The 14,297-nt window shown below is 38.7% G+C and carries 11 protein-coding genes; 2 read left to right on the top strand and 9 right to left on the bottom strand.

Going from position 1 to position 14,297, the window contains the following annotated elements:
- Window positions 1-24: 24 nt before the first annotated feature.
- From LX69_RS15165 to LX69_RS15205, 9 genes are all read right to left on the bottom strand, one after another.
- Entirely contained in the window at window positions 25-1,200 is a 1,176-nt protein-coding gene (locus LX69_RS15165; protein ID WP_111446894.1) for an RNA-binding domain-containing protein, read from the bottom strand.
- 1 nt (window position 1,201) lies between these two features.
- Complete coding sequence (locus tag LX69_RS15170; protein ID WP_111446895.1) at window positions 1,202-3,862, bottom strand: TrlF family AAA-like ATPase; 2,661 nt, start codon at window positions 3,860-3,862, stop codon at window positions 1,202-1,204.
- Window positions 3,863-3,864: 2 nt separating this feature from the next.
- Window positions 3,865-4,086 (bottom strand): helix-turn-helix transcriptional regulator, encoded by a 222-nt coding sequence (locus LX69_RS15175; RefSeq protein ID WP_111446896.1) that lies wholly within the window; start codon window positions 4,084-4,086, stop codon window positions 3,865-3,867.
- Window positions 4,087-4,540: 454 nt separating this feature from the next.
- Window positions 4,541-7,654: a DNA primase gene (gene dnaG / locus LX69_RS15180; RefSeq protein WP_111446897.1), complete on the bottom strand. Its 3,114-nt coding sequence runs from the start codon at window positions 7,652-7,654 to the stop codon at window positions 4,541-4,543.
- Window positions 7,654-7,947: a hypothetical protein gene (locus LX69_RS15185; RefSeq protein ID WP_111446898.1), complete on the bottom strand. Its 294-nt coding sequence runs from the start codon at window positions 7,945-7,947 to the stop codon at window positions 7,654-7,656. The genes dnaG and LX69_RS15185 overlap by 1 nt, the downstream gene beginning before the upstream one ends.
- A 71-nt stretch (window positions 7,948-8,018) precedes the next feature.
- The gene (locus LX69_RS15190) at window positions 8,019-8,354 is read right to left on the bottom strand and encodes a DUF4406 domain-containing protein (protein ID WP_111446899.1); all 336 of its coding nucleotides are present in this window, start codon (window positions 8,352-8,354) and stop codon (window positions 8,019-8,021) included.
- A gap of 175 nt (window positions 8,355-8,529) precedes the next feature.
- Window positions 8,530-8,832: a helix-turn-helix transcriptional regulator gene (locus tag LX69_RS15195; protein ID WP_111446900.1), complete on the bottom strand. Its 303-nt coding sequence runs from the start codon at window positions 8,830-8,832 to the stop codon at window positions 8,530-8,532.
- A 222-nt stretch (window positions 8,833-9,054) separates the two neighbouring features.
- On the bottom strand, window positions 9,055-10,035 hold the full coding sequence (locus LX69_RS15200; RefSeq protein WP_111446901.1) for a hypothetical protein: 981 nt from the start codon (window positions 10,033-10,035) through the stop codon (window positions 9,055-9,057).
- 213 nt (window positions 10,036-10,248) lie between these two features.
- Complete coding sequence (locus LX69_RS15205) at window positions 10,249-11,496, bottom strand: tyrosine-type recombinase/integrase (RefSeq protein WP_170124422.1); 1,248 nt, start codon at window positions 11,494-11,496, stop codon at window positions 10,249-10,251.
- Between the two features lie 394 nt (window positions 11,497-11,890).
- Between LX69_RS15205 and LX69_RS15210 the strand changes: the two genes are divergently transcribed.
- On the top strand, window positions 11,891-12,598 hold the full coding sequence (locus LX69_RS15210) for a hypothetical protein (protein ID WP_111446903.1): 708 nt from the start codon (window positions 11,891-11,893) through the stop codon (window positions 12,596-12,598).
- Between the two features lie 185 nt (window positions 12,599-12,783).
- Window positions 12,784-13,965: an aspartyl protease family protein gene (locus LX69_RS15215; protein WP_111446904.1), complete on the top strand. Its 1,182-nt coding sequence runs from the start codon at window positions 12,784-12,786 to the stop codon at window positions 13,963-13,965.
- Window positions 13,966-14,297 lie beyond the last annotated feature (332 nt).

Below are 14,297 nucleotides of genomic sequence, written 5' to 3' on the forward strand. Positions count from 1 at the left end.
ACGGCCAAGTATTAAGACCAAAAACTACTCTTTAGTTTCAGGTCTGGGAATAATAACTTTAAACTGCTCGCCATCAATATCATTTATTAATTCAATATTTGGCTGCTCTTTAATTGACCTCCTGATTCCGGAACCAAGTCCACTAAAAGGCATAGCATGTGTGCTAAAAGCAACAAGTTGATTGTTCCGAATAACAGGATTTCCAAATTTAATATCCTCAATAGTTAAACTATTTGGTAATTTACCCGGACTAATTATTTCAACTCTGTTTTTAAAAACTAACACTCTTATTGGCGAGTTTTTAAAGTAATCCCTATGAACCAGTGCATTCTGAATCAATTCTGTTAGTGCAATTTCGGAGATTTCAAGTTGGCCTTTAGAATTAAATTCAGTGTCTTTTTGCAAAAAGTGTAGATTAGATTTCAGGAAACTCAAGCAATCCTCAAATAATTTGGGTATTGTTCCTTGGAAATCTGCTGGTTTACTTTTAAACTCTGTATCTGAAATATCATTCCCATAAAAGGAGACCGCTTTTATTGTAAAGGCTGGTTTGATTGATTGTGGAGAAATACCGAAAAACAAAAGGCCAGCCAATGATACTTGATTATTCCGTAGCACACGTTTCGCTCGAAGAGCTTGTTCGTAAGTAAGTCCTTTTTCCTCATACGTTTGTCCAAACTCCTTTTTGAAATATTCCGCGAATACATTTTTATCAATATCCTCAATCGAAGTATCATATACCTCCATCTCATCGGCCAATAAATTGGCACTATGCTGAAAAAGCCTCATGATTTCAGCATTGTCAGTGAGCAATCGCTTATTAGAACCCTGCTTTATATAGATTTCACCCTTTGCTGTTTTGTAAGGCTTATTGATTCCTTCAGGAACATGTACCACCAAAATATGAACATTGGATTCTGCCTTTGTTATGGTTACGACCTCAGTAGTAATGTAAACCGTTGGTTTTATATTATCTGCTATTTGGGCAATAATCTTATCATAACTTTCAATTGATTCATGCGACAAACCAATAGCCTCGCCAGTTACATCTTGGATTCCGAGTAATATTACACCACCTGATGAGTTTGACATTGCAACAATTTCTTGGGAAATACTGTCCCGGTGAGGTAATTCCTGTTTGAATTGAACCTTACTGGTTTCTCCCTGACCAATGATATTTAGTAATTCAATTGTATCCATCTTAGTTCTTTTTGTTTATGTTCCAAATACTGTAAATATTTTTGCGTCTATTAAACGCCTCTTCGCCACCTTCCATAATGGTTACAATTTCCTTCTGCGTATCTGCATTATCAATTGTGCCAGCAGACACGTCTATTCTTGATTCAAGATACCTGCACGAAACGATTCTTTCACTATCGCCAAGAACAGGAATATTTGCATTATGAGTTGCGAAAATAAACTGCATATCTCCCTTTAATTGCTTAATCTCTTTTATTACATCCTCATAAATTGTTTGATTATCTAAATCGTCCTCTGGTTGGTCAATAATTAAGACATCTGTTTCTTTTTGAGCAAGAAGGAATAAAATCAATGCAGTAGCCCTTTGTCCCAATGAATGGTCTTTAAGAGGTTTACCATTATAATTGATTGTAAACTTATCCTGCACTCTAAATGTTAGCAACTCTTCAAGATTGGAAGATATTCTACTTTTAAACTCCGCAATAAGACTTTCACTAATATTAAGCTTAACGTTAACATTTGGAAAATCTCGGTATATTTCAATGAAGTCTTTATATACATTCACGATTGAATCATACGTAGCTCCACGGAGACCACTTCCTCTTAGAACTTCTTGAAGCTTATCCTTGAACACATCATTGCGTCCTTTGTAATCAATGTCAATGGATAGACTATTATCATTTTTATTTATCCGTGAAACTTCACTTTCTAAAATCTGAAATTCTTTATGCCAAAGCTGATTAAGCTCCGATACTTTGTCGTTTAATAATCGTTTGAGTTCCTCGTTTTTCTTTTCAGATTTATCTATCTCAACCAACTTCAACTTAGAAGTTTCGATGATGCGATTAAACTTCAAAAAGTCATCTGGATTAACATTGGGGATGTTAATTTCCCTTTTGATTTTGGCAAACTCTTCCTTCAATGCCTCTTTCTTTTCTAGGAGCTGTTTATGCAAAATGTTCAATTCATTTGATTTGGCCGCAATAACTTGACTTGCCGAACCTATTTTTTCAAACTCAATAGACAATTGCTTGAAAATTTCATCAGCTTTTTCGAAAACATCTTTATTGTCTTCTGACACTAATTTCGAATCTGAGAAAAATGTTTTGTAGTTGTTATAAACTTCTTTAAGGTCATTGTGAAAGCTCTTTATCTCAGATAATACATTATTAAACTTTGAAATATCTGTATCAAATTTGCTTTGTTGCTTAAGTTTTCCTTCAATACCCTTTTCCTTAAACACTTTGAGTTTGTATTCAGCATCAGAGATTGTAGCTACAACCTCTTTTTTGTATTCGTCAAGATTTTTAAGTTTTCGAAGGTTCGTGATGACATCAATTATTTCATTGTTTTTATTTTGAATTTGGGCTTTGATTGAATCTAATCTATTTCCAATCAACTTCCTCACAAGGTCGGCCTCAAAGTTTATATCTTTATTAGACAAATCCTTTTGTCCAAAGTAAACAGGGGTATTAAAAATGGTGTCAATAGTTGGAATGTTCAATCTTTCGTCATTGAGGAAAATATCCTCTTTTTGACCATAAATCTTTTCAATCCTGTATTCCCTGTGTAATTTATCAACAACATTTACTATGACTTTCCCGCCACTTCTTAAGACATGTTCGATCAAACTGTCTTTGTATTTTTTATCACTTGTTTGTTCACCAAGAGATATTCCAAGAGTATAGCGTAATATTTCCAAGATGGATGATTTACCGCTTCCCCTGATTCCTATAAAATTATTAAGTTCCGGAGAAAAACCAATTTCAGTTTTATCAAGAAGCCCCCCCTCAAAAGCAATAGATTTAATAAATGAGTTATTGTTCTTTCTAGCTACTGAAGAAAGTCTGTTCTTTTTATCAATTAAAGCATACTTTACTGCTTCAAAATTAAAGTCTCCAACCTTTAGCCAAGATTCTTTATCAGTTTCATAGCCATTTTCATCCTTTTGTTTGCCACATACACCAATTTCTGCCAGATTCTTACAATCTGAGCCTTCTACAAAAGCAGGAATATTGTTGGCTTCCTTGAACCACAGTGAAAGGTTAGTGATTAAATCGAAAGTCCTAAGCTTTTGAAAAGCCAAAACATTTCTCCTGAAATGTTCATCTAATGAAATTTGGGATATTCGTCCACCATCCAATTCTTTACAAAAACCACTACGTTGCTCAACATGAGCCATGATAATAAATGAATCCCGACCATCTTTTCGATGAGCTTCAAGTTTTGAAAACAAATCAGTCAAACTATACTTGCACCGAGTATTTTCATTCTCCCGGTTTGCAACTCCTTCAAAGGCAGAGTTTAGAAACTGTTCAATAAAATTATCACCATTCTTAATCCAAGAGCTATAATCAAATGCTATTAGACAATGGATGCCATTAGCTCCATCGTTTACAGATAACTCAACCCCAGAAAGCAAATAAATATTTTCTTTGAACGCTTTTTTCTTCAAGTTTCGAAATTCCTCAGCATCAAATTTATTGTGATTCGCAATTAATCCGATGGATATATTTTTCAATCTCAGTTGCTCAACATATAGTTTAATGAACTCATTTGGCTCCTGTTTGTAATCGAATTCTTTATCAGCCTTGGTATGGAGGTGAAAATCTGCCTTTAACCAAGTTGATCCATTCTTAAATATGCTGTCTTTAACTTCCATATTTATTTATTTTCCTGTTTTGTCGAAACCAGTAATTCTCTCACATCAACTTTTAATATCCCAGCAATCTCAATCATTGTCTCAATAGCCGGCTGTGTTTCATTTGTACACCATCTTGAAACCGTAGTAATGTTTTTCCCCAATTGTTCAGCTAACCATTTATTGGTTCTATTCTGTTCGACCAACACTATTTTAAGCCTATTAATCTGCTTTTTATTCGTCATTATACGCAAATTAGGTATATTATATGAATGAAAATGCTAATTTATGAAATTTATTTGATTGATTTTCATTCTAAAGCCTCCTTTCATTAGAAATATTATAAACCACCTACATTCCCGTAGTTTTTGTTACTTTGGTTACTTTGTAGAGGTTAAAGGATTGTATGACTGATGGTAAAGTGTTTCTGTATTACAAAGTTCATAAAGTACCTTAGCCAAATTTAAAGTACCAAAACCGGATGATTCGTTTTTCTAATGTAACTTAAAGTAATGCAAAGTAACCATCCTTTATGGAGCAATACACCCTAAGCTGTTAGTAATCAATTTCTATCAGCTCCTAAAGTAAATAAAGTAATCAAAGTACCCATTTTTCTATGGTAAAACTCGGTTTCAAGTGCAAAAAGAAAGGGCTTCCGTATTTTTACCCAGAAGCCCTTCCATTTAATTCTCTCCCGTTTCAGTTTTCCTCCTTTAAACGTCCATCGTTAATGCTTAAATTCAGCTTATCCAGATAAAACACATACGCCGATGTATAGGTGAACTTCTTGTTCCCATTCTCATCGTATTCGTGCATTCCGCTTTTGGCATCGAACTTCTTAAAATAGACCTTCTTGGTGTCACAAACAAAAGCAGGACTGTTCTTCAGGTAATATTCCACCGTGGCATCCGGCAGGGGCTTGTCACCTTCACGCAATGCCTGTGTTTTATACAATCCAAACACTCGGCTGACCGATAAGTAAAGAATATCCTGTGGTTCCTGAAATATAATCTCGCTTTTTTGCCATTCGTTATTCTTTTTGAATACACGGTTAATCCTATCGGCATAAACCACCTTGTAATCGCCTCCTTCAAACAGTATATTGGAGCTAATAAGGTATTGAATTGTTTTCCAGAAGATACCCAAGTCGTCATTCTTGGCTGTTTCACTATTCTGGGTCTCCATCATCTCTACAAAAAGCTGCATGATGCTGTCGTACTTAAACGGCAACTCCACAATATTAGCCACCGTGGCATAAGCAGAGGCTACCGTCAACCAGTTATTGAAAATCCGTGTTTCGATGGCAGTCGTTCCCAACAACTCCCGGAACTGGTCGCTGACTGCATCAACGGTTTTATTGTAGCTCTTTTTAAAGGTCTCCCGGTGTTTCAGCAGCTGATGGGTAATCTGGGTCAATCCCTGTTTGTTGATTTGCTCCAGTTCTTCAAAATGCCTCTTTTCTTCAAAGGAGAAAATGGTCTTGGAAAAGCCCAAGGCAATGAAGCGGCTAAAAAGGGCAATGTCAGCCGTGGCAATCTGCTGGCCGCAGACGATGATTCCCTGATTGACTTTGGAGGTCTCCTTTTTCTTATCCTTGTCCATGTTCATCCGGGTTCGCCCGGTCTTGTCCCAAAAGCCTTTCAATAGTTCCCGTTTCTCCATTTCCAAGTCGTTTCGATACTCATCCAGCACACAAACCGCATTGGAGCTGGTGGCCACATGGTCGGCAATGGATGGTTTACTGGAGTTATGCAGGTTGGGAACTTTCCCTTTGCGGCCAAACATGTAAAGGATGCTTTCAGCGCAGGTGTTTTTACCGGAACCTTTCTGGCCGTACATATTCAGGATGGGAAACTTATCGAACCGTCTGGAGATGATGTCCAGAAACAAACTGGCAAAGAAAAACGACAATGTGATGATACCGTTGTTGCCAAATACAGCCGTGTATTTCTGGGCATATTCGTAAAGGGTGATGTTGCCCTCGTTGTGGATGAAGTGCCGCTCAAACTCAAACAGGCTGTCATCACTGGCATAGATTTCGGAACAGGCCGGAATGTAGTAATATCGCTCATTGTGCTGCACAATCCCGTACTTGTCGGCTTTGATAAACTGCTCCCCATCAAAGATGCCGTTACCCCAGCAAAAGAAACCTTCTCGTTGCCATCCCATTTGAACCACTTCCTTACAGCTTTTGGTTTTCTCGTAAAGCCATGCTTTCAGTTTGTTGAGTTCGCTTTCTCCACCCGTCCAAAGGAAGTTTCCCAAGGATTCTATTTGCAGTTTGAAATTGGTGATACTCACCAAATCCCGTTGGGGCAGCTCCACAATCTTCACCAGATTGTGACGGTTTTTGATTTCATACAAACGCTTGGCATTGATGGGGCTTTCGATGTGGAATAAGGGAGCCATTACAAAATTGGAGTGGGTCACAAAGTCATCACCTTTCTTGTTCCGGAACACATAGCAATTGTCCTCCACGTAGAAACCCCATCGGTTAAAATCATTCAGGCTGACGTGCTGGGGGATGGTGTAGCGGTGGGTGGGTTGCGTTTCGTTTTGCGACAGTTCTTTAATGGCATCCACCCAAGCCTTTTTGGGTTTGATGTGTTCCGCCACAAACTCAGTGTAAACCTCCTGTTTGGTCTTGTCGTAGTTGGCAATCAGCTTGGAGATGCGCTTGATGGCCTCGGACTTGTAAACCGGGTCGGAGGCTGCTTTTTCGGCCAATTGCTGAGTTTTGAAGATGATGTAATCGGTCTGCTGTTCGTTGTGCTGGAGAAACAGCTCCTTGGTGGTAAACAGTGTGTCCGGGTCGTGCTTTTCGGGCAGAACCATCACCGATACATGGAACTGGTTTTTAATCAGGATTTCGGCATTTCGCTCGGTTGCCCTTTGCCCGGCATTGTCCCCGTCAAATATTAGGGTGGCTTTGTTGGTGTACCGCTTCAATAAAACAGATTGCGCATTTGTCAGGGTAGTTCCACAAGTGGCCACCGTGTTGGTGATGCCAATGGCGTGCATCCGCAGCGCATCGGTATAGCCCTCCACAATATACACCCGGTCTTCGTTCTTGATGGCCATCCGGGCAGCATTCAGGGCATAGAGTTCATTCCCTTTGATGTAGATGCTGCTTTCGGGCGTGTTCAGGTATTTGACCTTGGAGTTATCGGTTAAATCCCTTCCGGCAAAAGCGATGGTCTGACCTCTTGAATTGGAGATGGGGAAGATTAAGCGGTTCCTAAAGAAATCATACAACCCGTTGTCGCTGCTCTTTAGAACCCCGATTTCCTCCAGTATTTCGGTCTTGAGGCCATTTTGCCGGGCATAGGCCAGCAGTTCATTGCCATTAGAGGCGTAACCCAACTCAAAACTACCGTGTGAGGGGTTAATAATGTTACGCCCTTGGAGGTACTTCTGGGCTTCGGGATGGGAAAGCTTTTCGGCAAAGAACCGCTCCACGATGTTGCAGGCTATGTGCAGGCTTTCCCGGTGTTGGTATTTGGCTTGGTCAAAGTCCTTGCTTTTCTTCCATTCAAAATCAATCTTGAGCTTCTTTGCACCAATCTCCACGGCCTGTTTAAAATCAACGCCTTCATGTTCCTTGATGAAGCTTACCGCATCGCCACCTTTGCCGCAGCCAAAACACTTGTAAATCCCTTTGGCCGGGTTCACATGGAACGAAGCCGACTTTTCGTTGTGAAAAGGACATCGAGCCGAAAAGTTGGTTCCGGCTTTCTTCAGCTCCACAAAATTGGAGATGACACTGACTATCTCTCCGTTGATGTGTTCGATTACTTGGGTTGCATCCATCATCACCAGTCTTTTTGTGATAAGAGCTGGCGGTTCTGGCCATCAAGGCTCATGTAGAAATCCAGCACATTGCCTCGGTTCTCGTAAAATTTATCGAGCAGATGTGCGCCCATGCTCTTTCCCCATATTTTGAGAAACAATTCGGCCAGCTCCTTTTGCGATGCCTGAATCATTTCCTGCACTTTCCGGCCATCGAAAGGGATGGATGAATAACCGTTTTTTTCATAGAAGCTTTTTATCCTGTTGTCGAGGTAGTAAAGCTTTGAGACCGTATTTGGATGCAATGCTGTTACCATAATTGTCAATCTAAGTTTGAATACAAAAAAAGTAGTGGGGCTGCCCTTGTACAGCCCCACCGGAACCATTGCTATCCGTCAAGGGTGGTTACTAATTGCTTTAATTCCTTGTTGCTGATGGGATGAAAGAAGGTTTGCAGCTTTAAATCCATTGCCACGGTCAGCTCGATGCGTGCCATGATGCTGTCCCTCCAGTTGGGCAGCACGTACACGGCATGGCTCTTTTTAAGCAGTTCTACCCGGTTGCTTAGGGTATCCGACCAGCTCATCTTAGAAAAAGCCATTTCCGATGGGTTTACCACTGCACACTTCAATGATTTGAGCCGGGCTTTTACTTTTTCGGTGTCAACACAGCTATCCTTTTCATCATCGGGGTTGTCAACCCCACAGATATAAATTGTTGCCATAATCAATGCTATTTTGTTAGATTTAAAAACCTGCAAAACTTATTCTCCGGTACTGACTGAATGTGCGACCGTTTTTTCATAAAGAGCTTTACCAGCGAAAGCCTTACTATCTGTTTGCCGTCTTTTTCCTCCCTTAGTTTCTGCGCTTTTTTCATAGATTTGGTGTGATGACCAATTACACGTTCTGACGCAGTTCATCCATAGTCGCATGGCGACCGGATTTTATCCACTCCCGTATTTCGTCCAGTTTGAAAAGCAGAATCTTTCCACCCGGCTTGTAAAAGGGGATTTGTCTGTTATGCACCCTTGCATAAATTGTCTTGATACTTTCGCCTAATAAATCGGCCAGCTCATTTGCGTTCAGGTAGTCGTAACCTGATACCGCCTTGCGTTGCACCTGAAGAAGTTCCGCTACCTGTTTGTTGAGTAGTTCAAGGTTCCTTAAAGCCGCCGCATTGATGTTCTTTTGTTCGTCCATATTTGATGTGTTTTTTGAACCAAATTCTGGGACAATTTTAAGTCACCAATGCCCTAATTTCCGTCGTCGGACTGTCCGATATTTTAAAGAAAAATCATATCCGTTTGATATTGTGATTTATACAAATGGTGTTTTGAGCCTCAAAACCCGTTTTCCCTGAAAAGTGTCGGATAATGAAAACTGCACCAAATAGCAATAAAAGGTAATTGGCCTTTGAAATTGCTAATTGGTAATCAAATTCAGTATCTCTTTTTCGATGTCCCCGGTGGGCAATTTGCTCTTTTGGAAATGGAGCCGGATGGTCTCCAAATCGGCCAACAGCTTTTTGTCCTCCTTCACAAAAGGAGCTTTGGATACCAACTTGTAGAAGTAGGATTTTTTGTAGTCCTCAAGGTCGTTCCGGTTCACAATTAGCAGGAAGCGTGTCATCATGGCCGCATCAATATGCAGCCTGAGTTTCATGCCCATGAGCCGGAAAAGGAAGTAAGCCCAAAGCACTTGCTGGGAGCTGGTGAGTTTGAGGATTTCCTCCAGTGCCTTGGGCGTGTTGTGCAGGGTGTTGTCAAATGAGTTGTCGAGGGCAAAGCTGATAATGTCCTTGGTATTGAAATATTTGAGGAATTGGATTTTGCCGTAGTAGTCGCAAAAGAAGTCGTAGTAACATTGAGGGTCTGTGGTGGTCAAATCCAGAAAAGGGGAGTAATAGTAGATTTCTAAATCACGGAGCTGGATGGATTTCTGCTTAAAGGTGAAGATGTCGTGGAAGGAAAATGACTTTCTTCCGGGAAGAATCCAAATCAGCAACCTGTTAAAGCGGATGTATAGCTTGCCCATCTGCTGGTAACACAGTTCGCCTTCATTGTTAAAGACTTTCAGTTTCTTCAGGAAGGTGTTTTTGGGCAAAAAGGGCAGCGAGTAGTATTTCTCCTCGATGTGGACAAATCGCTGCGTGTGCTGCATCTGTTCACGTATTTGCAGGGCTTTTTGGATAAGGGTGCTGATGTCTTCGGATAATACCAGATAGTTGTAATCGAACAGTTTCATCAATTCGGTTGGGAATGGAGCCGTTGGCAGATGGGTCATTCTTTCAATCAGGTCGTCCATGTTCGATTCCCATACCAATGATTGCTTCGCTTTTTTGTAGCCTTGCAGCATCTTCTCAAATGCTGTAAGGCTATCCCTCTCAAAATTCTCTGTTGTCATTTCTCTTTGATTCATAAGCTTAATTTCTTTTTTTTAATGTTAAAATATTCACTTATGATTATAGTTCTAACGGCGGTGAATTGGCGTAACTGAGCCGCACTTTTTTCGGCTTTGTTAATAACTTTTATTCGTATCAATGGCTGATGGACAGAGCAAAACAGAAAAGGATTGAAAAAGAAAGGCTTCCGTTTTTTACGTGGAAGCCTTTCAGTTTTATTTCTTAAATGCCGTCAGGTGTTTGGCAATTTCCTTTTTGTGGTCGTTTTCAAAACTATCAAGGTAGGTCTCCGTGATGGTCACATCTTTGTGGCCTAAGCTCTCGCTGATGAACTCGGTGGACACGCCGGAGCGTTTCAATATGGTGGCAAAACTGTGCCGGGCGGTGTAGGTGGTGATGTGCTTATCCACACCCACCTTTTTACCAATCTTCCCCATGTGGACATTGGTCTTGCGCACCCTCCAAGCAATCTTATACACCTTTTGCTTGTGGCTCAAGTCATCAGTAATCACCGGAAAGACGTAATTGTCTGGCGATTTATCCTTGTTTCCACGTTTCTCAATGATTGCCCTAATATCATCGGTGATGGGAATGGTAATGGGGCGTTTGATGGCAGAGGAATGCTCGGTCTTTCTCCGGATAAAGGAGATGAAGTCCGTTCCAATATCCTTGTACTTCAGGTTGCACAAATCCACCATATTGATGCCGTTGCAAAGGTAGGTGAACATCCAGTAGTCTTTGGCCTCATCCTCATGGGAAAAGAGTTCAGGCTGGTAATTGTAGATTTTCTCAATCTCGTTCAGCTTCAAAGCCCGTTTAACGGTCACAACACGGGGAGCCAGATATTTGTCCTTATCCCGGCCAAAGGGGAACACATCCATAGAAATCATATTTTCCCTCAGAGCCATAAAGAAGACGCTTTTAAGGGAATCAATGTATCGGTGATAAGTGGTGGGCGAAATGCCTTTGTTGCGCATGTATTGCTCCAGTTCCCGAAGCTTTGCCGGGGTGATTTCTTTAAAGGCCAAATTCTTCTCTCGCTTGAAGAACGCTTGCAAAGCCTTTTTCATGGGTTTGGCCGCTTTATCGCCATAGCCGTTCTTTTCAAAAGCCTTGGTCTTGATGTCCAGATAGTGATAGACGTTTTTCATATCACTCCCGGTGATGCCGATGTGGGTCTTGAATCGGTCAAAGGAAAAATCCCTCATGGACTTGATAATCTTCTGGGCTTTTTCCTCTATCAACGAAAACTCAATCTGAATCTCCTTGTACTCGCCTCTGGGTTTGGGAGAGGTGATTTTCTCAAACTCATCCTCGGTAAACTCATACACCCGGTCTTTGGTGTCGATGTTATAGTACATCTGTTTCCTATCGTGCGTCAAACGGAGCTTTGCCGGATACTTGCCATTTTTCTTCTGCCGTTTTTTGAAAAGCACGATTGCTGTGCTAACTTTGTGAGACATAACTGAAAAGCAATTTTTGGTTATACATACAATCTTTGTATGGCAGATTTCTATGGTTGTTCGCCAAAACATGTACCATGAAATTTGCCATACTTTTATATCCCAAAACTAGGAAAATGCGGTATTATATCAAAATTAGAATCTCGGTAAACTGTTGAAAACTAACCAAATCAAAGCAAATGGTAACAAATAAAAATAGGGCTACGGTTAATACCGCCAACCGTTGTGTGCCATTCACCATATAGCTTGACCTTTTACTATTTAAATTAATTTCGCATGAAGAAAGGATAAGACTGTGGAAAGCTTTGATTTACAAAAATACACAACATGGCACTTATTAAAAAACTATCTAGAATTAGAAATAGCTGGTAAGAGTATTAAAATATAAAGTTTGATGGCTAATAGAAAGAAATACATCTACCTATGTGAAAAATGCAATAGTGAAATAATTCCTTTAAAAGGAATTATAAAGTGTGATAATTGCGGATATGTTACTATGATAAATGAATATGATTGGGCTAATCATCCATCGAAATCATCATTAAATAAATCAAATTTTATTTCTCGCTTTATTGAAAAGATTACCAATCGCATAGAATTACTATCTCAGAGCAAAAAAATTACACTTGCCGTTTTATGTTTACTTTTCTTCCTTTTTCTTACAATTGAAATTTATGATGTTCTACATTGGTTTTTAGTGTTTTTTGGACCAATTATTAGTATGTATTTCATCATCCTTATAAGTCCAAAAAAATACTCCTTTTTCAAATCACCTTTTTACTATATAATAACAGCAGTAATTCTAATCGCAACGTATGAATTTAGCTATAATTATCGTCGCGACAGACTATTTAAAGAAAATGGAAAAACTATTGAAGCTCAAATTAAGGATTTTACATCATTTTCACTCAAACACTCAACGTATCATTATGTACACTATAAATATCAATTGAATGATTGGTCATACTTTGGTATAGAAGAAGTTTGCAGTGAAGATTACTTTCAACTTCGTCAAAATCAAATAATTCTTATTGACTATGTTGATAAGAGACCATGGATATCTAGAATTAATGTACGTAGTTTGGAGTCAAATACAGAATGAAAAAAAACGGCACACAACATCGCATATACCTAATGGCGGTTTTACAGCACTTAGCAAGGCTTTTCGCCCGCTCAAACTTCTCCACGGTTTGACAGTTGAATCATCCGCAATCCGCCACTAGGCATATGCGTAACGTTGGCGGTAATTATATAAAAAGAAAATAACTATCAGATAATAAGTGAATTATGAAGAAAATCTTAACATTTTTATTCTTTACGCTATTTATAAATCCAGGTTATTCACAACAATTTATTGATTTTAACCAAGGTGGAATAAAAGAAGAAAGTTATTATTCCGTGATTCCCTATAAAAATGTAGGTGGCTTTATTATAGTAGAAACCGAGATCAACGGGAAAAAATATAAATTCATGGTCGATACTGGAGCAGCAGCTTGTTTATCTCAAAATGTTTTTACCGAATTGAATTCCCAAAATATTAGCAAAACAAAAGTATTTGATTCAAATGGAAAGACAGATAGTTTGATTATTGCAATTGTTCCCAATATCAAACTTGGAGATTTAAATTTTACTGATATACCTGCAATGGTTCTTCCTTCAAATACAATTTTTGACTGTTTTAAAATAGATGGAATAATTGGGAGTAATATGATTCGAAATTCAATAATCAGTTTCTCATCAAAAGACAGCACGATAACAATATGTAATTCAACTCAAAAATTGAATCTCAAAAAGAAAGAGAGTACACGAATTATTCTAACTAAAGGACAAAGCAATCCAATTATTGGAATAAAGGCAAAAAACAAGAATTCTGTAAGAGAACAAATATTGTTTGACAGTGGGATGACGGGATTGTATCAAATTTCTTTAAATCATTTTAATTTCTTTAATAAGAAAAAAATATTTGACCATTTAATTCAATCAAAAGGAGGAGGAGACATAGGTATATATGGTAATGGGAATGATACTGTTGTTTATATGGGTAGAATTCCTGAAATATTGATTAATAACACTCAATTTAAAAATATTTCAATAAAAACAACATCAGGAAGTGAGCGCATTGGTGCAAAGCTTTTAGATTATGGAACTGTAACCGTTGACTATATTAATAAACGTTTTTATTTTGAATCATTTGAAAAATCATATGATTTAGACAACAAAGAATTCCCTATCGATATTATGGTGGAGAATGGTAAATTATTAGTAGCAACTGTTTGGAGTGATAGTTTGAAAGACCAAATTAAGCGCGGTGATCAAATTCTAACAGTAAATGGTGTGACCTTTGAAAATGTAGAACCTTGCAAAATGCTTACAGATAGTAATTATTTTAAATTAACTGATAATACAGTTTTATCAATAAAATCAACTGAGGGTTGTCAAAAGACAATAACCATAAGCAAAGAATTATAAAAATAACTACCGCCAATATATAGGGATTTAAGCGGCATGTAATGCCTAGCGCGAATCCCAGGTTGAACTATATCCCGGATGTTCGGCTATGGATTTCTCAGCCGTTGTACTCTTTTTAATCGATTGTCAAGAGGAGTTAGAGTGTTTGGATGAAATGTGGAATCGGGGTATATTGATCAATGTTTGTGATATTTTGAATTGGGTTGTAGTATTATGATAAAAACATGTCTTGTATTGCTTCCATTAGGTCAATACGATGGCTGTCCCTTTAAAAGAGATGAAAACTCGGTTGATTAAATGGTTATACGAAACGCTTTTTCGTCAAAAAACCG

Source organism: Breznakibacter xylanolyticus, assembly GCF_003254275.1.
GTDB lineage: Bacteria > Bacteroidota > Bacteroidia > Bacteroidales > Marinilabiliaceae > Breznakibacter > Breznakibacter xylanolyticus.

What these genes read in the sequence shown, in the direction of transcription:
- LX69_RS15165 (WP_111446894.1), bottom strand. Translation starts at nt 1,200, where the DNA reads ATGGATACAATTGAATTACTAAATATCATTGGTCAGGGAGAAACCAGT.
- LX69_RS15170 (WP_111446895.1), bottom strand. Translation starts at nt 3,862, where the DNA reads ATGGAAGTTAAAGACAGCATATTTAAGAATGGATCAACTTGGTTAAAG.
- LX69_RS15175 (WP_111446896.1), bottom strand. Translation starts at nt 4,086, where the DNA reads ATGACGAATAAAAAGCAGATTAATAGGCTTAAAATAGTGTTGGTCGAA.
- dnaG (WP_111446897.1), bottom strand. Translation starts at nt 7,654, where the DNA reads ATGATGGATGCAACCCAAGTAATCGAACACATCAACGGAGAGATAGTC.
- LX69_RS15185 (WP_111446898.1), bottom strand. Translation starts at nt 7,947, where the DNA reads ATGGTAACAGCATTGCATCCAAATACGGTCTCAAAGCTTTACTACCTC.
- LX69_RS15190 (WP_111446899.1), bottom strand. Translation starts at nt 8,354, where the DNA reads ATGGCAACAATTTATATCTGTGGGGTTGACAACCCCGATGATGAAAAG.
- LX69_RS15195 (WP_111446900.1), bottom strand. Translation starts at nt 8,832, where the DNA reads ATGGACGAACAAAAGAACATCAATGCGGCGGCTTTAAGGAACCTTGAA.
- LX69_RS15200 (WP_111446901.1), bottom strand. Translation starts at nt 10,035, where the DNA reads ATGACAACAGAGAATTTTGAGAGGGATAGCCTTACAGCATTTGAGAAG.
- LX69_RS15205 (WP_170124422.1), bottom strand. Translation starts at nt 11,496, where the DNA reads ATGTCTCACAAAGTTAGCACAGCAATCGTGCTTTTCAAAAAACGGCAG.
- LX69_RS15210 (WP_111446903.1), top strand. Translation starts at nt 11,891, where the DNA reads ATGGCTAATAGAAAGAAATACATCTACCTATGTGAAAAATGCAATAGT.
- LX69_RS15215 (WP_111446904.1), top strand. Translation starts at nt 12,784, where the DNA reads ATGAAGAAAATCTTAACATTTTTATTCTTTACGCTATTTATAAATCCA.